This is a genomic window from Devosia sp. MDV22-iso42 (genome assembly GCF_058629155.1).
In genome coordinates this window covers 1,065,717-1,084,784 of record NZ_JBZVWR010000006.1, presented here as the reverse complement: position 1 = coordinate 1,084,784, position 19,068 = coordinate 1,065,717, and the positions used below count along the sequence as shown (strand labels likewise).

General features: G+C 67.2%; 14 protein-coding genes. 11 read left to right on the top strand and 3 right to left on the bottom strand.

Going from position 1 to position 19,068, the window contains the following annotated elements:
• Positions 1 to 85: 85 nt before the first annotated feature.
• The 3 genes from AC4NN3_RS06795 (at position 86) to AC4NN3_RS06785 (ending at position 3,298) form a co-directional block, all read left to right on the top strand.
• On the top strand, positions 86 to 1,459 hold the full coding sequence (locus AC4NN3_RS06795; protein ID WP_491926315.1) for an ATP-binding protein: 1,374 nt from the start codon (positions 86 to 88) through the stop codon (positions 1,457 to 1,459).
• 57 nt (positions 1,460 to 1,516) lie between these two features.
• Positions 1,517 to 1,993 (top strand): hypothetical protein, encoded by a 477-nt coding sequence (locus tag AC4NN3_RS06790; RefSeq protein WP_491926314.1) that lies wholly within the window; start codon positions 1,517 to 1,519, stop codon positions 1,991 to 1,993.
• A gap of 180 nt (positions 1,994 to 2,173) precedes the next feature.
• The gene (locus AC4NN3_RS06785; RefSeq protein ID WP_491926313.1) at positions 2,174 to 3,298 is read left to right on the top strand and encodes a hypothetical protein; all 1,125 of its coding nucleotides are present in this window, start codon (positions 2,174 to 2,176) and stop codon (positions 3,296 to 3,298) included.
• Here the strand turns inward: AC4NN3_RS06785 and AC4NN3_RS06780 are convergent.
• Together AC4NN3_RS06780 and AC4NN3_RS06775 are read right to left on the bottom strand one after the other, a co-directional pair.
• The gene (locus AC4NN3_RS06780) at positions 3,295 to 5,316 is read right to left on the bottom strand and encodes an FAD-dependent oxidoreductase (RefSeq protein ID WP_491926312.1); all 2,022 of its coding nucleotides are present in this window, start codon (positions 5,314 to 5,316) and stop codon (positions 3,295 to 3,297) included. The two genes, AC4NN3_RS06785 and AC4NN3_RS06780, sit on opposite strands and share 4 nt — an antisense overlap.
• On the bottom strand, positions 5,313 to 6,377 hold the full coding sequence (locus tag AC4NN3_RS06775) for a hypothetical protein (protein WP_491926311.1): 1,065 nt from the start codon (positions 6,375 to 6,377) through the stop codon (positions 5,313 to 5,315). The genes AC4NN3_RS06780 and AC4NN3_RS06775 overlap by 4 nt, the downstream gene beginning before the upstream one ends.
• A gap of 123 nt (positions 6,378 to 6,500) precedes the next feature.
• On the opposite strand from AC4NN3_RS06775, the gene ccmI reads away from it, so the two are divergent.
• The 8 genes from ccmI to AC4NN3_RS06735 all read left to right on the top strand — a co-directional run bounded on the left by ccmI (position 6,501) and on the right by AC4NN3_RS06735 (position 17,321).
• Positions 6,501 to 7,625 carry a c-type cytochrome biogenesis protein CcmI gene (ccmI, locus tag AC4NN3_RS06770; protein WP_491926310.1) on the top strand — a complete coding sequence of 375 codons (1,125 nt, stop codon included), beginning with the start codon at positions 6,501 to 6,503 and terminating at the stop codon, positions 7,623 to 7,625.
• On the top strand, positions 7,622 to 8,098 hold the full coding sequence (gene ccmE, locus AC4NN3_RS06765) for a cytochrome c maturation protein CcmE (RefSeq protein ID WP_491926309.1): 477 nt from the start codon (positions 7,622 to 7,624) through the stop codon (positions 8,096 to 8,098). Before ccmI ends, ccmE begins: the two co-directional genes overlap by 4 nt.
• The gene (locus tag AC4NN3_RS06760) at positions 8,095 to 10,065 is read left to right on the top strand and encodes a heme lyase CcmF/NrfE family subunit (RefSeq protein WP_491926308.1); all 1,971 of its coding nucleotides are present in this window, start codon (positions 8,095 to 8,097) and stop codon (positions 10,063 to 10,065) included. Before ccmE ends, AC4NN3_RS06760 begins: the two co-directional genes overlap by 4 nt.
• Entirely contained in the window at positions 10,062 to 10,523 is a 462-nt protein-coding gene (locus AC4NN3_RS06755) for a cytochrome c-type biogenesis protein (protein ID WP_491926307.1), read from the top strand. The genes AC4NN3_RS06760 and AC4NN3_RS06755 overlap by 4 nt, the downstream gene beginning before the upstream one ends.
• Positions 10,524 to 10,653: 130 nt before the next feature.
• On the top strand, positions 10,654 to 12,183 hold the full coding sequence (locus AC4NN3_RS06750; RefSeq protein ID WP_491926306.1) for a Do family serine endopeptidase: 1,530 nt from the start codon (positions 10,654 to 10,656) through the stop codon (positions 12,181 to 12,183).
• A gap of 61 nt (positions 12,184 to 12,244) precedes the next feature.
• Positions 12,245 to 12,916: a response regulator transcription factor gene (locus AC4NN3_RS06745; protein WP_491926305.1), complete on the top strand. Its 672-nt coding sequence runs from the start codon at positions 12,245 to 12,247 to the stop codon at positions 12,914 to 12,916.
• 4 nt (positions 12,917 to 12,920) lie between these two features.
• The gene (locus AC4NN3_RS06740) at positions 12,921 to 14,363 is read left to right on the top strand and encodes a sensor histidine kinase (protein WP_491926304.1); all 1,443 of its coding nucleotides are present in this window, start codon (positions 12,921 to 12,923) and stop codon (positions 14,361 to 14,363) included.
• A gap of 75 nt (positions 14,364 to 14,438) precedes the next feature.
• Positions 14,439 to 17,321, top strand: a complete 2,883-nt coding sequence (locus tag AC4NN3_RS06735) for a bifunctional [glutamine synthetase] adenylyltransferase/[glutamine synthetase]-adenylyl-L-tyrosine phosphorylase (RefSeq protein ID WP_491926303.1) — start codon at positions 14,439 to 14,441, stop codon at positions 17,319 to 17,321.
• Between the two features lie 16 nt (positions 17,322 to 17,337).
• Here AC4NN3_RS06735 and AC4NN3_RS06730 read toward each other — a convergent pair whose 3' ends face one another.
• A complete protein-coding gene (locus AC4NN3_RS06730; RefSeq protein WP_491926302.1) occupies positions 17,338 to 18,990 on the bottom strand; it encodes a sensor histidine kinase in 1,653 nt (550 codons plus the stop codon).
• Between the last annotated feature and the right edge of the window lie 78 nt (positions 18,991 to 19,068).

Below are 19,068 nucleotides of genomic sequence, written 5' to 3'. Positions count from 1 at the left end.
CCTTCATTCAGAGGCTCATCACTTCTCAAAAACCGTCCCTTTCGCCTCGCCCTCATCCAAATCTCAACCCATCCTCCGTGTTCCAATGAGCAAGGGCTCGATCGCCGCATCGCTGCTCTGGCTGTCGGCCGGCTGGCTGATCGTGGCCCTGGTGGCCACCGGCTTCCTGCTGACCGACCTTTATTCGCGGGCGCTCGACACCTCGCTCACCGAAACCCTCGACTTCCATATCGAGAGCCTGACCGGGGCGCTGCTCGAAACCGGCGATCCGCAAAGTGACGCCATCGAACTGACTGATCCGCGCTTCGGCCGGCCGCGCTCGGGTTGGTACTGGGTGATCCGCGACACCGACGGCACGCTCTACAACCTTTCCCCCTCGGTGGTCGGCATCGACATGCCCGACATCGCCGGCCCGGCCAGCGCCACCGGCCGCGACACCGCCATCACCGACGATGCCTTTGGCACGCGCGTCCGCGTGGTCGAGCGCCGGGTGACGGTGGCTCCCCAGACCTATGAAATCGTCGTCACCGGCAATCTCAGCGAAATCCTCGGTCTCGTCGACGATTTCCGCGGCCAGGCCTTCATTGTGCTGGGCGCGGTGGGGGTGATGCTGGCGGTGATGAGCTTCATCGTCGCCCGCTTTGCCCTGCGGCCCATCGACCGGCTGAGTGCCGCCATCGAAAGCGTGCGCGCGGGCGAGAGCGTGGCCGTGACCGGATCCTATCCGCGCGAGATTGCGCCGCTGGCCGAGGAGGTCAACGAATTGCTCGCCTCCAATGCCCAGATCATCGAGCGGGCGCGCAACCAGGTCGGCAATCTGGCCCATGGCCTCAAGACGCCGATCGCCGTGCTGCGCAACGAGGCCGGGGCGCAAAAGGGCGGCCTCGCCGATGTCGTGCTGGCCGAAAGCGCCAAGATGAGCGCCATGGTCAGCACCTATCTCGACCGCGCCCGGCTGACCGCCCGCACCGACCTGGTCGGCAAGAAGGCCGATGCCGCCCAGATCCTGCTGCGCCTCAGCCGGGTCATGGCCAAGATCCATCCCGATGTCGCCATCACCCAGCCGCCAGTCGATGCCGGCTTGCCCTGGTTTCGCGGCGATGAGACCGACCTCGAGGAAATGGCGGGCAACCTGCTCGACAATGCCTGCAAGTGGTCATCCGGCCGCGTCGAACTGCGCCTCGATGCCGAACGCGGCACCGCCGGCACCATGCTGCTGATCCGCATTGACGATGACGGCCCCGGCCTCAGCGAGCCTGACGCGCAAAAAGTGTTGCGTCGCGGTGTCAGGCTGGACGAGAAAACACCCGGCAGCGGCTTGGGGCTCGATATCGTCAAGGAACTGGTGGATGTATACGGCGGCACGCTCACCCTGAAACGCTCGACCTTGGGCGGTTTGCAGGTCGAGCTGCGGCTGCCGACGGCACGCCAGGGCGGGGTGGCCCGGGCCGCCGGCTGACGCATTTTCGCCTTATTGCAACAACATGACGCATCAATCATCCAGAGGCCTGAAAACATGAACCGCTTCGCCATCCTTGCCACGCCACTGCTCGCCCTGACCCTGGCTGCGTGCAGCAGCACCGGTACGACTCAGGTGGTTCAGGCGCCAGTTGTCGCTGCTGCGCCGGTTTTTGCCGCCCCGATGGTAGCCAGCCCGGCCCAGACCACCCAGCAGGCCCTGGCCACGACCAGCGTGTCGAGCGGCTTTGTCGATGCTGCCGCCGCTGCCCGCATGTCGAGCACCGATATTGCCGCCGCCAATACCGCCCAGTTCTATGCGCTGCAGTTTGGTCGTCCCGGCGCCCCGCGCGCCTGGACCGGCGAGGCCGGCACCTCCGGTTCGGTTGCCGTCGGCCCCTATGTCCGGGTCAACAATCTCGACTGCCGCGACTTCACCCATACCGTCAAGATCGGTGGCCAGGACTTCGTCAAGAAGGGCACGGCCTGCCGCGAACAGACCGGCAATTGGACGGTCGAAAAAGGCGCTGCATAAACGCGAACCTGCGGCTCGGGCAGTAAGGATTATTTACCAACGGCAGATAGGCTTGGGGCAGTATCGCTTCCCAGACCGACTGCTTATATGTCCCAAGCTGCCAATCGATCCGAACCTGCAGTCCCCGCAGCCCGCTCCTCCAGTCGCGCCGCGCGCCCGGTTGTGCGGCCTTTTGCCGGCATGCTCGATGTTGTCGTCGTCGAAGATCCCGCGACCTTTTCGTTCCAGGGATCGATTCGGCGCAGCAGCATCGTGGCCGGCTGGACCTGGGTCCATCGCGACCTCTGCGCCGATTTCATCTCGGCCGACGAGATTGCCGATGGCAGCCTGACCGCCGCCGCGCTCGAGCCGCAAATGGCCAAGATCATGGCGCGGATGAAGGCGGCACTCGCTGCCGCCGAGGCAGACCCGGAAGTCGGTCGCCGCCTGCGCGCCATGCTGGGCAGCGACGAAGCCCGCGCCGCCCTGCCGCAATTGCTCAATGCCCTGCGTGGCCGGCCACTGCTGCCCAAGGCCGTCGCCTTCGGCAAGGCCATCAATGCCATCGGCGAGGATTCCGCCCTGGGCACCGCCCTGCAGTCCATGCCGCTCAATGACCAGCCGCTGGCCGCGCTGCTGTTCCATGCCGCCATGGGGCAGATCGCCAATCCGACGCGGCTGATCACCACCGTCATCAAGCTGTCCGGCAATGCCAATGAGCTGTCGGTGTCGCGCAGCGGCTTTTCGCCCGTGATCGACGCCATGCTGGCCCATGCGCAAAACCAGATCCACCTGCTGCAGCCCACCGGACCGTTTGCCGATATCGACCTGGTCTGCCGCGGACTGGAGCGTTTCCACCGCCTGGTGCGCGCGCTGACCGGCTATATCGAATTCGAACGTGGCAGCCAGTGGGCCGCCGTGCTGTCGGGCCTCACCAAGCAGGTCTCCGATCGCATCGAGCCGCGCCTCCGCGAAGTGGTGCCCGACCTCAACCAGGCGCTGCGCCGCGGTCGTGACGCCAGCGCCGACCGTCTCGACGATGATCGCATTCTGGCCGCCATCAACGGCATCTACCTGCTGGCCACCGTGCGCGATGCCCGCGCCTCCATGGCCCTCAATGCCGTGTTTGACCAGGCCTGGAGCCAGTCGGGCGAGGCGCTGGAAATGCAGTTGCAGCGCAATCTCGAACTGATCCGGCAGCATCCCGCCGATCCGGTGATTACCGCCCGACTCGATGCCGGCATCAAGATGGCCGAAGTGCGCTTCAATCCCGAATATGCCGAAACCCTGCGGCGCGCCCGCGCCTCGGCCGAACGCACCAGCTAGCCACGCTCCCCGTCATAGGCCGACACCAGCCGTATCGCCGTTGCGCGACCGGACTCGCGCACGACCAGTCTCTGCTCGACCCGGCCATGGCTGGCGGCGATCAGCGCCACGACCCCAGCCTCGGTCTGGCGCAGCACCACGCCGATGCCGGCCAGCGGATCAAGACTGTCAGCATTGGCCTGGATCAGCGCGCCAGGCTCGAGCAGGCGGGCCTCATCAGGCGCAATCAGCCACAATTGCGTATTGTCACCGAACCGACCGCTCAGGAAGTCGGGCACCAGCGGCGGCGCGGGCAGGGGAAGGGGCGCGACCGCACTGACCGCTGCTGTGGCCATGGCGATCATGCCCACCCGCTCGTGCGCCACGACGCCGCCGCGCTCGGGCGCGATCAGGCCCAGTTGCACCCCGGCGGCGATATCACTGCAGCTCAGGGCCAGCGGTCCATCGGCCAGCGACCAGGTCACAGCCTGCTTGCCCCAGGGCAACCGGCTGGACCCGCGCGACGCAGGCTCTGCCGGCCGCACCACGCCGCTGCGTCCCGCATCAAGGAATGCCGGTGCACCGCCCCCAACTGGCGCCGGCGCCACGGGCGTTGCGCCATCCCGACTTTCGTAAATTGCATCGACTTCCAGCTCGGTGACGGCCGCCGCGGGCCGGCCCAGCAGGCGGTCGACCGCCGCCGCTCCGCTGGCCAGACAGGCCTGATGGCCGCGATGACCGGCGGCATTGCCGGCCAGTACCAGGCCGTCGGGGCCGGAACCGGCGTGCAGCACCTGCGCCTCGGCGTTCCACATGCTTGTGCCGCCCGCCATATGCCAGAGGTCGAGCGCGGGCTGCCAGCCGCCACAGAGCACCAGGCGGTCGGCGGTGAGCTGGGGCTCGTCGCGGCTGAAACGGTCGACGCGCAGATGCGGGGCGACGGTCAGGCCGCGCCCCTGGGCCCCCAGGCGCGCCGCGACAATGCTGGTGCCGGCCGCCAGGGTAATGCCATAGGCCTTGGAATATTCGATGAAGCGCGATTGCGGCTGGGTACGGCTGTCCATGATGCGTGGCACGGCAATGCCGGCATCGCGCGCCAGCATGGCCAGCCGATAGGCCACATTGCTGGCGGTCGCCACCAGCGCCGACTGGCCGCACCAGACCCCGTAATGCTGGGCCAGGTCATAGGCTTCCCGCACCCCCACTGTCCCGGGCAGCCGGTTGCCGGCAAAGACCGGCAGGCGCTCGCTGGTCCCGGTGGCCAGCACGATGTGCCTGGCCTGCAGCTCAACCACGCGGCCCGTGGGGTGCGCCGCACTGGTATCGGTGATGTGCACCCGCACCGCGCCCGGCCTAGCGGCAAATACAGCCGCGCGGGTGAGCACGGTAATGGCGGCCGAACCGGCAATGACCGTGCCGAGCCGCAGCAGGCTGGCATCGGCGGTTTCCTCGCCCTCCAGCGTGCCGAACAGCTGGGCGCTGCCGCCCAGCCGCGCCGACGCTTCGAGCAGGATGACGCGCAACCCGGCCTGGGCCGCCGCCACCGATGCGGCCATGCCCGACACGCCGCCACCTACCACGATGAGGTCGGCCGGAGACTGGACACTGCCGAGGCTTTCCATGAAGGGCAGGGGGAGGGCGGCGCCCTCGCCCAGGTCCAGACCCAATGTGGTCTCCGGTCGCAGCCGTCGGCGCAGCCCGGCCAGCCAGGCCGGGCCTTGCCTCTGTGGCAGCGTCACATAGTCCGCGCCATTGGTCGCCGGCGTCCGCGCCATGGCCAGCGCCCGCTGCGCTTCGCTGGAATGCGACGCGGCCAGGATGGCCGGCGCAAAGTGGCGCGACAGCGCCACGGGGCCGTGGCTGCATAGCCCCACCGTGTCAATGCCCGCCGCCAGCACGGCGCTGAGCACGCTGTCGCCGACAAAGCCATGGATCAGCCGCCCGTCGAGGCGGAACTCCAGGGGCTTGGCGCGGTCGATGGCGCTGCCGGCAAAGGGGCCGGCAGTCTCTGCCGCCAGGCGATTGGGTTGCCCCCTCATGGCGCCGCTCCGATATCGCTGACCTGGCCTGTGTCGGCAGCGCGATTGACCAGCCGCGCCCCGCACCAGGCGTTTTCCGCCGGGCTGGCGACGCCGCACAGCCAGCGCGCCAAGGCCGGAGCGAGAAAGGCGCCGACCGGGCCGAAGCCGGCCAGAATGTCGGGGCCCGTGCCGCCGACGCGGCCCAAAGCCGGGGCGCCGTCGCGGGTACCGAGGTCGACAAAGCTGGCCTGTCCCGCCTGTTCGAAGGCGTAAGGCAGGCCGAGCAGCACGCCCAGCTGCCCGGCCAAGCCGACCATGCCGCCCTCACCCTGGGCCAGCACGCCGCCCTCGGCCTGCTGGCCCAGCACGATGCCGGTATCGAGTGCGACCATTACCGGGGCCGCGATGGGCGGCACCGGCCGGGTGAGAATGAGGCTGGCGTCCCGCCGCTGCAGCAGCGCCGGCCAGGCAGAATCGGGCAGATGGGCGAGCATGGCCGCGTCATCGGCCAGCAGCGTCTGGCCGATCTCGATGGGGACGTCGTCCAGTGTCACGGCCGCCCGTCCATCGCCGGCAACGTCAACGCTCATGTCCGGATCGAGCCGCCTTACCCCCAGCTGGACCAGCCAGCGGTCCAGCGCCGGCTCCAGCACCGGCCGGTTCAGCAGCACCGCGTCGCGCAGCACCAAGCCCTCGCGGCCCGGGCCCAGGCTGTGCAGCGGGATGCGCTCTGCGGCGAGGCTAAAGCCGGCTGCCATATGACGGATATGGCCCAGTTCTGCCTGGCTTGTTGCCTGATCTGCGAACAGGATCGGGTCGAGTCTCGTCAGCGCGGCGCGCTTGCCGATGCGGCGTACCAGCCGCGCGGTTTCCGGCACGGCGGCGGCCAGCAGCGCCCAGGTCTCCGGCCTGGTGATCGGCCCCACCGACAGATCCAGCCCTGGGCGCAGGCGCCGGCCGACCAGGTCCCGGGCCTGCAGCAGCACGGTCTTGCCATGCTGCGAGGCCAGGAGGCCAGCCAGTAGCCGGGCCAGCGGCGTGCTGCCGATGATCAGGAAGTCGGCGGCGTGCTGGCTCATGCGCCGGCGCCTGCCTGTGGCAATGCGTCCCCTGTTCCGGGCGCTGTCCGGGTAGTTTTCCGCCGCATTCCGGTTATAGATGGAACCCAGTTGCGCCATGCCGGCGCCCAGCATCCGGGACCCATGATTTTCTGGTTTATCGCCATCGCTGTTACCGCCATTGCGTGCGCTGCCCTTGTTTACGCAGCCGGCCCGCGGACGGTCAACGCAACGCGACCGGAAATGGCCGGTAGCAATGACCAATTCGCGCTTGTGCTGGCCGGCATTGACGCGGACCTTGCCGCCGGCAAGCTCGAAGAGGCCGATGCGCTGGCCGCCAAGGCCGAGCTGGCGCGCGAAATCCTGCGCCTCAAGGCGGAAAACCGGCCCGCCACCACCGGCCGCCCCGAACTGGGTCGCACCCCCTTGCTGGCCGGACTCGCCGCCATGGCCGTTCTGGCCCTGGCGCTCTACGCCATGCTGGGCAGTCCCGACCTGCCATCGCAGCCGCTGGCCAGTCGCGCCGTGGCCGAAAGCCCAGATCCGCTGGCGGCGACCGGCCTCAACCTCGACGCTGCCATTGCCCGCATCGAAACCGCATTGGCCGCCAATCCCGATGACCTGCGCGGCTGGACGGTGATCGCCCCGGCCTATCTTGAGATCGGCCGCTATGCCGACGCGGCAAAGGCCTATGGCCGCATCATCGCGCTGTCGGGACCGACGCCCGACCTGCAGACGCGGCAGGCCGAAGCCCTGCTGCTGGCATCAGACGGTACCGGCTCGCCTGCGGCCATATCCCTGCTGCGCGCTGCCGCCCAGAGCGATCCGCGCCATGTCATGTCGCGGCTCTATCTGGCATCCGAACTGACCCGTCAGGGCGACTACCCCGCCGCCGTCCATGCCTGGAACGCCGCGCTGGCCCTGTCGGTCGGCGACGAGCCCTGGCTGGCTTCGGCCCGGCAGGGCCTGGCCGTGGCGCAGAATGACGGCGCGGTACCGGCCGGCACCCCGGCCCAGGCCTTCAGCGCCGAGGAAACCGAGATGATCGGCCAGATGGTCACCGGCCTTGCCAGTCGCCTCGCCACCAGCGGCGGCTCGGTCGAGGAGTGGACCCAGCTGGTGCGCGCCTATCTCGTGCTGGACGACAAGGCCAAGGCCCAGGCCGCCTTTGACGCCGCCGTCGCCGCTTATCCCCAGGCCTTCGACCGGGGCGATCTCGACACCATTGCGCTCGAAGCCGGCCTTACCATCACGGGAGCTCAACCATGACCATGCCCATTGGCGTTCGCAAGGCACGCTGGAGCCGCAAGCAGAAGCGGCTGGCGGTGATTGGCGGGCTGGCTCTGGTGTTGGCGCTGGCCACCACCCTGGTGCTGGTGGCGCTGCGCGACCAGATCGTCTTCTTTTATTCCCCCTCCGACATCGTCGCTCGCGAGGTCGCCGTCGGCCAGCCGATCCGCCTGGGTGGCCTCGTCAAGGAGGCCAGCTGGCTGCGCGACGGCCAGGACAACACCTTTGTCGTCACCGATGGCGCCACCGACGTCACCGCCCACTATGCCGGCCTGCTGCCCGACCTGTTCCGCGAAGGCCAGGGCGTGGTGGCCGAGGGCAGCATGGGCCCCGATGGCGCCTTCATCGCCACCAATGTGCTGGCCAAGCATGACGAGAACTATATCCCCAAGGAAGTCGTCGATGCGCTCAAGGCCAGCGGCGAATGGCGGCCGGAGACGGCGACGCCATGAGCATTGAACTCGGCCATTTCGCCCTCATCCTCGCCTTTGCCATTGCCGCCGTCACCACGGTTGGTGGCTACCTGTTCTGGCGCTCGGGCACGCGCATCGCCATGGTGCTGAGCCAGGCCGCTTTGCTGCAATTCGTGCTGGTGGCGGTGGCCTTCCTGGCGCTGATCCAGGCCTTTGTCACTTCCGACTTCTCGCTGCTGCTGGCCGTCAACAATTCCCATTCGCTCAAGCCGCTGATCTACAAGATCTCCGGCGTCTGGGGTAATCATGAAGGCTCCATGGTGCTGTGGATCTTCATCCTCGTCACCTTCGGCGCCATGGTCGCCGCCTTCGGCCGTCGCCTGCCCGATGACCTGCTAAGCCTGGTGCTGGCCACCCAGAGCCTGCTCACCGCCGCCTTTGCCGGCTTTACGCTCTTTACGTCCAATCCCTTCGCCCGGGTTTTTCCGGCGCCGCTTGAGGGCAATGACCTCAATCCGGTGCTGCAGGACATTGGCCTGGCCATCCATCCGCCGCTGCTCTATGCCGGCTATGTCGGCTTTTCGGTGTGCTTTTCCTTTGCCATTGCCGCACTGATTTCCGGCCGTATCGACCAGGCCTGGGCCCGCTGGGTGCGGCCCTGGGCCATGCTGAGCTGGGTCTTTCTGACCCTGGGCATCGCCATGGGCTCCTACTGGGCCTATTACGAGCTTGGCTGGGGCGGCTGGTGGTTCTGGGACCCGGTGGAAAATGCCAGCTTCATGCCCTGGCTGGCCGGCACGGCTTTGCTGCATTCGGCCTTGGTGATGGAAAAGCGCAATGCGCTCAAGATCTGGACGGTGTTCCTCTCGATCATCACCTTTTCGCTGTCGCTGCTGGGCACCTTCCTCGTGCGCTCGGGCATCCTGACCTCGGTCCATACCTTTGCCAGCGATCCCACCCGCGGCCTCGTCATCCTGACCCTGCTGGCTTTAGTCATCGGCGGGGCATTCTTCCTGTTCGCGCTGCGGGCGTCATCGCTGCGCCAGGGGGGGCTCTTTGCCCCGGTCAGCCGCGAAGGCGCGCTGATCCTCAACAACCTCTTCCTCGCTACGGCCATCGGCGCGGTGCTGGTCGGCACGCTCTATCCGCTGCTGCTCGATGCGCTGGCCGGCACCTCCATCTCGGTGGGCGCGCCCTTCTTCAACATGACCTTCGGCGCGCTGATGGCGCCGCTGCTGCTGGTGCTGCCCTTTGGGCCCATGCTGGCCTGGAAGCGCGCCGATGTGCTCGCGGCGGCGCAGCGCCTGATGGGGGCGGGGGCGCTGGCGATCTTTTTCACCATCCTGATCTCGGCTCTGGGCGGGGTCTCCATCTCGCTGGCCCCGCTCGGCCTGCTGCTCGGCTTCTGGGTTTCCTTCGGCGCCTTTGCCGAACTGGTCGAGCGTACGCGGCTGGGCCGCCTGCCGGTGCAGGAAAGCTGGCGACGTCTGGTGGGTCTGCCGCGCTCGGCCTTTTCCACTGCGCTGGGCCATTTCGGCATGGGGGTGACGGTGCTCGGCATCGTCTCGACCAGCGCCTGGGAGACCGAGCGGGTGACTACGCTCAATCCGGGCGAGACCACCGAACTGTCGGGCTACACTATTGCCTTTGACAGCTTCGAACAGGTGCCGGGCCCCAATTTCCTGGCCGATGAGGGGCACTTCACCATCACCGCGCCGGACGGCAAGACGCGCAGCACCATGGCCGACCGCCGCACCTATGTCGCCAGCGGCATGCCCACCACCGAGGCGGCGATCGAGACCTATGGCTTTTCCCAGCTCTACCTGCAGCTGGGCGAGCCGCTCGACGACACCCATATCGTGCGCATCTGGCACAAGCCCTATATCACCCTGATCTGGCTGGGCGCGCTGCTGATGGCTTTGGCCGGCGTGATCTCGCTGACTGACCGCAAGCTGCGCGTCGGGGCCCCGCGCCGCGCCGCCAAGGCCACGGTGGCCGCGCGATGAGCTGGCTGCGGACGCTCATGCTGGCCGTGGCCCTGTTGCTCAGCGGCACGGCCCTGGCCGTCAGCCCCGACGAGGTGCTGAGCGATCCGGTGCTGGAACAGCGCGCCCGCGACCTCTCGGCCGGGCTGCGGTGCCTGGTCTGCCAGAACCAGTCGATCGACGACAGCGATGCCGACCTGGCCCGCGATCTGCGCCTGCTGGTGCGCGAGCGGCTGGTAGCCGGCGACAGCGATGAGGCGGTGCAGCAATATCTGGTCGACCGCTATGGCGAATTTGTCCTGCTCAACCCGCGGGTCAATGGTCACACCATGCTGCTGTGGATTGCCGCGCCGGTTTTGCTGCTGGGCGGATTGCTGGTCCTGGTGCTGCAGGGGCGCAACCGCCATACAGCGCCCGCGCCGCAGGCCCTCAGCCCCGAGGAACAGGCCGCGCTCGACGCCCTCGATCCGCCGCAATAGGCTGGCGTTGCCACAATGCTGGCGTCAACATTGCCAAACCTTAATGTGGCTGCAACCTGCCAGCAAGCTGGGCTGTTGCATAACTGACCCACAAGCTGTTGAGGGCTTGTCCGAAGGAGAAGAATTCGCGATGCGTTCATCCATCATGAAGCGTACCGGTCGCTGGCTCGGGGTTTCGGCCCTGGCGCTGCTGATCGGTATCGGCGGTGTTTCGACCGCCTACGTCATTACCGGCCAGGCCGCCAATGCACAGGTGCAGAACGCGGCGCAGATCGTCGTGCCCGATGCCATCCAGCCCCATGCCGGCTTTGCCGACCTGGTCGAGGCGGTCAAGCCTGCCGTGGTTTCCATCCTCGTTGAAGCCCAGGAAGCCGGCAGCCCGATGCAGCGCGGTGGGCGCCAGTTCGATTTCAACTTCCCTGATCTCCCAGAGGGTCACCCCTTCCGCGACTTCCTGGACCAGTTCGGTCAGGAAGGGCAGGGCCGCCGCGGTGACGGTCCTGACGCCAAGCCACGCCAGTACATGGCGGCCGGCTCGGGCTTTGTGATCTCGGCTGACGGCTATGTCGTCACCAATAACCACGTCGTCGAGGACGCCACCAAGGTTACCGTGGTGTTCGATGACGGCACCGAAACGGTCGCCACCATTGTCGGCACCGACGAGCGCACCGATCTGGCCGTGCTCAAGATCGAGGGCACCGATCTGCCCTTCGTGCAGTTCGAGACCGAATCCAGCCGCGTCGGCGACTGGGTCGTGGCCGTGGGCAATCCCTTTGGCCTGGGCGGTACCGTGACGGTGGGCGTCATCTCGGGCGAGGGTCGCAATATCGGCGGCTCCAGCTATGGCGATTTCCTGCAGATCGACGCGGCCGTCAATACGGGCAATTCCGGTGGCCCGGCCTTCAATACCAAGGGTCAGGTGGTCGGCGTTAATACCGCCATCTATTCGCCTAATGGCGGCAATGTCGGCATTGCCTTTGCCATCCCCGCCGCCACGGTCAAGGGCATCGTCCAGCAGCTGATCGACGATGGCTCGGTGACCCGTGGCTATCTCGGCGTCTCCATCCAGGACGTGACGCGCGATATCGCCGACGGTGTCGGCCTGGCCGATGCCAAGGGCGCCATCGTGCGCGAGCCGGCCTCTGACGGCCCTGCCGGTGCCGCCGGCGTCAAGTCGGGCGATATCATCACCGCCGTCGATGGCGACCCCATCGATGACGCGCTTGACCTCAGCCGCACCATTGCCGGCAAGGCTCCCGAATCCACCGTCGAGCTGACCATCTGGCGCGACGGGGCCGAGACCAAGCTGTCGGTCAAGCTGCAGACCCTCACCGAGGAAGCAGCTACCCCCGAACAGCCGTCCCAGCCGACCCCGCCGGCTGAACTGCCCGGCAAGTCCAGCGTCGGCCTGACCCTGGTGCCCAATGCCGACGGTTCGGGTGGTCTGCTGATCCAGAGCGTTGAAGAGGATTCTGCAGCCGCCGAAAAGGGTCTGGCAGTCGGCGACGCCATCCTTGAGGTCAACAACACGCCCGTGGCAACGCTGGACGAGTTCGAGGCCGCTCTCGATGCGGTCAAGCAAAAGGGGCTCAACACCGCCCTGATCAAGGCCAGCCGCGACGGCGAAGCCCGCTTCATCGGCCTGCCGCTGAGCGAATAAGCCATACGGCCCCGGCGCGCTGCGCCGGGGTCATTTCCAACCGAATTCCAGGGGCATCGCGGTGAAGATTCTGCTGATCGAGGATGATCGCGAGGCCGCGAGTTACCTGATGCAGGCGCTGGACGAAGCCGGCCACATCACCCACCACGCCGCCGATGGCGAAACCGGCTATGCCATGGCCTCGGGCATGGATTACGACGTGCTCATCGTCGATCGCATGCTGCCGCGCCGTGATGGCCTCAGCATTGTCGAGTCGCTGCGCGCCGAAGGTGACCAGACCCCCGTGCTGATCCTGTCCGCGCTGGGCGAGGTCGATGACCGGGTCACCGGCCTGCGCGCCGGGGGCGACGACTACCTCACCAAGCCCTATGCCTTTGCCGAGCTGCTGGCCCGCGTCGAGGTGCTGGCGCGCCGCTCCAGCCCCTCGGAAGCCGCCACCAGCTATGCCGTGGGCGGGCTGACCCTCGATCGCCTGTCCCGCAAGGTCGAGCGCGATGGCGAGGCCATTCTGCTCCAGCCGCGCGAATTCCGCCTGCTCGAATATCTGATGAAGAATGCCGGCAAGGTGGTGACCCGCACCATGCTGCTGGAAAACGTCTGGGACTATCATTTCGACCCTCAGACCAATGTCATAGACGTCCATATGTCGCGCCTGCGCTCCAAGATCGACAAGGGCCATGCCAGCCCCTTGCTGCACACCGTGCGCGGCGCCGGCTACATGATCCGCGAGTAGGCCCGTGCTCCGGTTCAGCCGCTTCGCCCAGCTCTGGCGCACGTCCACCGTCCGCCTGACGGCGACCTTCATCCTGATCTTCTCCCTCTTCTCGATCCTGCTGCTCGGCTTTATCGGCTGGCAGTCGAGCGTCTCGATCCAGCGCCAACAGGCCGACGAGATCGACCGCGAAATCCTGGCGCTGCAGCGCATCGATGCGCGCCAGGGCATTCGCGCCCTGGCCTTTGCCGTCGAGCGCATTTCCCGCGCCCCGGGGCCGGGCGTCTATTATCTGGGCGACGCCACCGGGCAATATCTGCTGGGCAATGTCACCGATGTGCCCGTCGAGGTGCTGCTGAGCCCGGGCACCTACGGCTTTGACTATGAGCGCGCCAACGCCCTTACCGAAACCCCCGACCAGCTCGAGGGGCGCATGCCGCCGCCGCCCAATGCCGGCTATGCCGTGGTGCGCTCGGTCGAGCTGAGCAATGGCATGCGCCTGGTGGTCGGCCGCGACGTGGTCGAGCGGCGCGGCTTTTCCGCCATCATCGTGCAGAGCTTCCTGCTCGGCGTGCTCGGCATCATCTTCTTTTCCCTGATTGCCGGCGGCATTACCGCCCAGCGCGTGCTGCGCCGCATCGACGCCATCCGCGATACCTCCACCAAGATCATGTCGGGCAATCTCTCCGAACGCGTGCCCGTCACCAAGCGAAACGACGAGTTCGATGGCCTGGCCACCAATCTAAACGCCATGCTCGACCGCATCGAGCAGCTGCTGCAGGGGCTCAAGGAGGTGACCGACAATGTCGCCCACGATCTCAAGACGCCGCTGACCCGGCTGCGCAACCAGGCCGAGTCGGCCTTGCGCGAGGGCGCCAGCGACGCCAGCCGCCAGCAGGCGCTCGAGACCACCATTGCCGAGAGCGACCGGCTGATCCAGACCTTCAATGCGCTGCTGATGATCGCCCGCGTCGAGGCCGGCGCACCCTCCGGCGCCCTCACCGACATCGATGTCAGCACCATCGTCGCCGATGTTGCCGAACTCTATGGCCCGGTGGCCGAAGACGAGAATATCCTTGTCGAGACCGCCATTGCCCCGGGCATGCACCTGCGCGCCAATCGCGAGCTGATCGGCCAAGCCATGGTCAACCTGCTCGAAAACGCCGTCAAATATGCCCGGCCCGAAGGCCAGGGGGAGGGACAGACGCAGGGGCGCATCATGGTCGGCCTGCGCCAGGCAGGCGATCGCGTGCTGATCGAGGTGGCCGACAATGGTCCCGGCATTGCCGAGCCCGACCGCAAGCGGGTGATCGAACGCTTCGTGCGGCTGGAAAAGAGCCGCTCGGACAATGGCTCGGGCCTGGGCCTGTCACTGGTCAATGCCGTGGCCCGGCTGCATGGCGGCGCGTTCCGCATCGAGGACAATGCGCCGGGGGTCCGTGCGGTGATCGATCTGCCCGCTGCCTGACGACCCGTCCGGCGGGAGACGAATGTCGGCCTCACCGACCTTGCTCGTGTGTGCCCGCCAAGCTAGTGGTTCTGCATGGTGACAAAGCTGAACGCCCTCCCGACGATCGATATGCCGGTCTTTGCTGCCTGGATGGGGCAGTTGCCAGGGGCCCAGAGTGCGGCGCTCATCAAGAGCAGCGCCGCCATCGGCCCGCTGCTGGAATCGGCGCCCTACCTGCTCGGTCTGGCGCAAGCCAATGTCGACTGGCTGATCGCCGCGCTGCGGGACAATCCCGATGGCGCCCTCATCGATATCCTGGCGACGGTCGACGCGGCCGGCGCGACCGCTGCCGATGAAGCCGCGCTCGGCCCGGTGCTGCGCATTGCCAAGGGCCGCACGGCGCTGATCGCCGCCATTGCCGAGACCGGCGGCGCCTGGACCACTGCCCAGGCCACGGCCGCGCTCTCCGACCTGGCCGACGCCGCGCTCGACGCCGCGCTGAACCTGCTGATGCGCCAGGCCGCCGACAAGGGCCTGCTGACGCTGCCCCCGGACGAGGCCACGGCCGCCAATTCCGGCCTCGCCATCTTTGCCCTGGGCAAGCATGGCGGCCAGGAGCTGAACTACTCCTCCGACATCGACATCGTGGTGTTCTACGATCTCGAAAAGGGCGTCCTCAAGGATCCTGACGAGGCCACCAAGACCTATTCGCGCATGGTGCAGAAGCTGGTTGGGCTGATGGAAGACCGCCAGGCACATGGCTATGTGTTCCGCACCGACCTGCGCCTGCGGCCCGACCCAGGCTCGACCCCGGTGGCCATCTCCTTTGACGCGGCCTTGGCCTATTACGAAAGCCGCGGCCAGAACTGGGAGCGCGCCGCCTGGATCAAGGCGCGGCCCTGCGCCGGCGACCGCCAGGTCGGCCATGCCTTCCTCAAGGAACTGGCCCCCTATATCTGGCGCAAGCATCTGGACTTCGCCACCATTGCCGATATCCAGGCCATGAAGCGCCAGATCAATATCGCCAAGAATGTCGGCGATATCCGCGTCGAGGGCCACAACGTCAAGCTGGGCCGCGGCGGCATCCGCGAGATCGAGTTCTTCACCCAGACCCAGCAGCTGATCGCCGGCGGCCGCGACAAGACCCTGCGCGTCAAGCCGACTGCCCATGCCCTCGCAGCTTTGGCCGACGCCAACTGGATCACCCCGCGCGCCGCTACCGAGCTGACGCAGACCTACTGGTATCTGCGCGCCGTGGAAAACCGGCTGCAGATGCTGGCCGACGAGCAGACCCATGTGATGCCGGCCACGCCGGCCGAGGTTGCCGTCATCGGCCGGCTGATGGGCCAGGCAGACCTGCGCGCCTTCGAGATCGACTATCGCTCGGCGCTCGAACGCGTCGCGTCCTACTATGCCGAGCTGTTCACCGAAGGCGAGACGCTGGGCAGCGGCACCGGCAATCTGGTCTTTACCGGCAGCGACGACGACCCGGGCACGCTGGAAACCCTCACCAATATGGGCTTTGTCGATGCCTCCAAGGTCATCGAGACCGTGCGCAAATGGCACTATGGCGGCTATCCGGCGACCCGCGCCGCGGCGGCGCGCGGCCACCTGACCGAGCTGCTGCCGGCGCTGCTGACGACGCTGAGCAATGCCGGCAATGCCGACGAGGCGCTCGCCAAGTTCGACAATTTCCTGTCCCGCCTGCCCACCGGGGTGCAGCTCTTCGCTCTGCTGCGCAACCACCCCAATCTGCGCACCCTTTTGGTACAGCTGATGGCCTCGGCGCCGCGCATGTCCGAGGCTGTGATCCACCGCGCCCATGTCATGGACGGGCTGATCGATCCGGCCTTTGCCAATGACGTCACCCATCGCGACGTGCTGGTCGCCAAGGTCGATGCCTTCCTCGCCGATGCCCGCTCCTATGAAGAGGTCATCGACCGCGCCCGCATCATCGGCCAGGAGCAGAAATTCCTCATCGCCGCCGGCCTTCTCTCGGGCACGGTGGAGGCGCGCGGCGCCGGCGAGCAGTTCACCGCTCTGGCCGAAACCCTGCTCAACCGCCTGTTCGGCAGCGTGCGCAGCGAGTTCGAGCGGCGCCACGGTGTGATGGCTGGCGGTAAGGTGGCGCTGCTGGCCTTTGGCAAGATGGCCAGCCGGGAAATGACGGTCGCCTCCGACCTCGATTTCATCCTGCTCTATGACGCGCCGGACGGTGAATCCGACGGCGACAAGCCGCTCAGCACCAATCAGTACTATACCCGCCTGACTCAGCGCCTGGTGGCCGCCATCACCGCCCCCACCGCCGAAGGCGTGCTCTACGAGGCCGACATGCGGCTGCGGCCCTCGGGCAATGCCGGGCCGTTGGCCACAAGTCTGTCCGGCTTCACCTCCTATCACCGCGACAATGCCTGGACCTGGGAACACCTGGCGCTCAGCCGCGCCCGCGTCATCCTGGCCGATGACAGTTTCGGCTTTGTTGTCGATGCCGCCATTACCGAGGTCATGTCGCGCCCGCGCGACGCCGCCAAGGCCATCGACGACGTGCTGGCCATGCGCGCCTTGATGGCCAAGGAGCGGCCGGCCCGGCATGCATTCGATCTCAAGATGGCCCAGGGCGGGCTGGTAGACCTCGAATTCATCGCCCAGTCGGCCCAACTGGTGGCGGGCCTCGACATCGCCCTGCCGCAGGCGGCGACCGCGCCGGTCCTGCTGCGCCTGGGCGCGCTGGACCTGGTGCCCGAGGGCGCCAGGCTGGCGGAAATCCACCGCACCTATTCCACTGTGCTGCAGGTGATGAGTTCGGCGCTGATCCATCCGCTCAAGGACGAGCCCTGGCCCGATGCCTTCAAGGAATTGCTGGCCGGGCTGACCCATTACCCCGATTTCGGCCGGCTCGAACTCGACCTTGCTGCCATGCGGGTCGAGGTCACGGCGGCCGCCGCGGCCTGGTACGACAAGGCGCGGACGCTCTAGCCGCCGCTCAAGGCTGTCAGGCCGCCACCGACATATCGGCTACGTGCAGCGGCAGGGAAATGGCGACCGTGGTGCCCAAAGCCGGGCTGGAATCGATGGCCATGTTGCCGCCGCTGAGTTCGGCAATGGCGCGGGCAATCGAAATGCCCAGGCCTGGGCCGATGCCCTCGCGGGTGAAGGTGGCGTCGCCCAGCGCGAAGGGCTGGGCCAGGCTGGCGAGGCGCTCTTCAGTCATGCCCCGCCCGGTATCGGTGATTTCGATGACGACGCCGTCGCGCGCCGCAAAGGCGGCCAGGGTGATCTTGCCGCCGGCCGGGGTGAAGCGCAGCGAATTCTCGACGATATTGGATATCATGCGTTCCAGGCCGAGCTGGTCGCCTTCGATGGTGGCATTGCAGGTCTGGCTGACCGTCAGCCGCAGCCGGGCTCGGGCTGCCGGCCCGGCAAACCGCTCCATGACGCTGTCGAGCAACTCGTCAACCGCCACCGGATCCTGCCGCAAGGCCTTGTGACCGCTCTCGAATTCGGCGAGGTCCAGAATGGTGGCGAACGAGGTCAGCAGGTGTTCGCCCGAGCTTTTGATCGACTGCACGTAATCGGCATAGCGCGCATCGCCCAGCGGCCCATAGGCCTGGTGCCGCATCAGGTCGGCAAAGCCGATAATGTGGTTGAGCGGGGTGCGGATATCGTGGCTGAGATGGGCCAGAAAATTGGTCTTGGAGCGGCTGGCGGCCTCGGCCTTGAGCTTTTCCTCATGATAGCGCCGGGCCAGCTGGCGCTGTTCCTCGCGGATCGCATGCAGCATGGTGTCGGTCTTCTTGCGCTCGGTCACGTCGCTGACCAGCGTCATGAAGCCGCCATCGGCCAGCGGGCGCTCGTCGATCAGCAGGCAGGAGCCGTCCTGCCGGTGCAGCTCGAGCAGCCGGTTGCTCTCGTCCTCGTTGAGCAGCTTCATATAGCCGCCCTCGATCATCCGCTTGACCGCGTCATGATAGGTGACGGTATTGCCGCGCAGGTTGAGCCGGGCGCGATATTGCTCATTGCACACCACCAGCGCGCCATCGCGGGTCCAGCACGCCACGCCCATCGGGATGGCGGCGGCCATGGTCTGATAGTTGCGGCGCTGCTGGCTGTCGGGCAGGTCGCGCTGCATGCGGCGCCAGGCCAGCGCCGTCAGCAGGGTGGCCAGGGCAAAAGCAATGCCGGCGCGCTGGGCAATGGTCGACCACAGGCTCTGCGGCGCGGTTTCCAGCGCCAGCGTGCCATGCGCCCCGGCCGACACCGTCTGGCCTGGCCAGGCGGGCAGCGCGCCGGCACCGGTCGAGATCAGGCTGGCGCGGGTGACTGTATTGAAACGGGCGGGCAGGGCGTCGACCGCCAGGGTGACGGCCTCGGGGGCCAGTTCGGCGATATCGGCGGCAAAGGCCGAGCCGATCACAGCCAGGTCGTGCCGGGCCTCCTCGAAGGTGCGGACCGTGTCATAGGCGACAAACAGCGTGGCGGCGACCATGGCCGTCAGCGCCACGGCGGCGGTCACGGGTGCCAGAACAAGGCTGCGGTCCTGTCGTCCCGAAGCCCTGCTGCTGTCATTGGCCTGGCGTGTGTTTTTCCGTCCCGTGTCCGCGCCCGGGTAAGGGGCGCCGACGCCGGATGTCTCCGCCGACCGCATGAAATTCTCCGCTTTTGCCCGGGGGGCATGCCCGATCCGATTTGCCCTTAACGAACAATGAATCAGCCGGACTCCGGT

Bases quoted from the DNA above. Each gene is read 5' to 3' on its own strand.
- AC4NN3_RS06760 (WP_491926308.1), top strand. From the start codon at position 8,095: ATGAGCATTGAACTCGGCCATTTCGCCCTCATCCTCGCCTTTGCCATT.
- AC4NN3_RS06775 (WP_491926311.1), bottom strand. From the start codon at position 6,377: ATGAGCCAGCACGCCGCCGACTTCCTGATCATCGGCAGCACGCCGCTG.
- AC4NN3_RS06790 (WP_491926314.1), top strand. From the start codon at position 1,517: ATGAACCGCTTCGCCATCCTTGCCACGCCACTGCTCGCCCTGACCCTG.
- ccmI (WP_491926310.1), top strand. From the start codon at position 6,501: ATGATTTTCTGGTTTATCGCCATCGCTGTTACCGCCATTGCGTGCGCT.
- ccmE (WP_491926309.1), top strand. From the start codon at position 7,622: ATGACCATGCCCATTGGCGTTCGCAAGGCACGCTGGAGCCGCAAGCAG.
- AC4NN3_RS06780 (WP_491926312.1), bottom strand. From the start codon at position 5,316: ATGAGGGGGCAACCCAATCGCCTGGCGGCAGAGACTGCCGGCCCCTTT.
- AC4NN3_RS06785 (WP_491926313.1), top strand. From the start codon at position 2,174: ATGCTCGATGTTGTCGTCGTCGAAGATCCCGCGACCTTTTCGTTCCAG.
- AC4NN3_RS06750 (WP_491926306.1), top strand. From the start codon at position 10,654: ATGCGTTCATCCATCATGAAGCGTACCGGTCGCTGGCTCGGGGTTTCG.
- AC4NN3_RS06755 (WP_491926307.1), top strand. From the start codon at position 10,062: ATGAGCTGGCTGCGGACGCTCATGCTGGCCGTGGCCCTGTTGCTCAGC.
- AC4NN3_RS06795 (WP_491926315.1), top strand. From the start codon at position 86: ATGAGCAAGGGCTCGATCGCCGCATCGCTGCTCTGGCTGTCGGCCGGC.
- AC4NN3_RS06735 (WP_491926303.1), top strand. From the start codon at position 14,439: ATGGTGACAAAGCTGAACGCCCTCCCGACGATCGATATGCCGGTCTTT.
- AC4NN3_RS06730 (WP_491926302.1), bottom strand. From the start codon at position 18,990: ATGCGGTCGGCGGAGACATCCGGCGTCGGCGCCCCTTACCCGGGCGCG.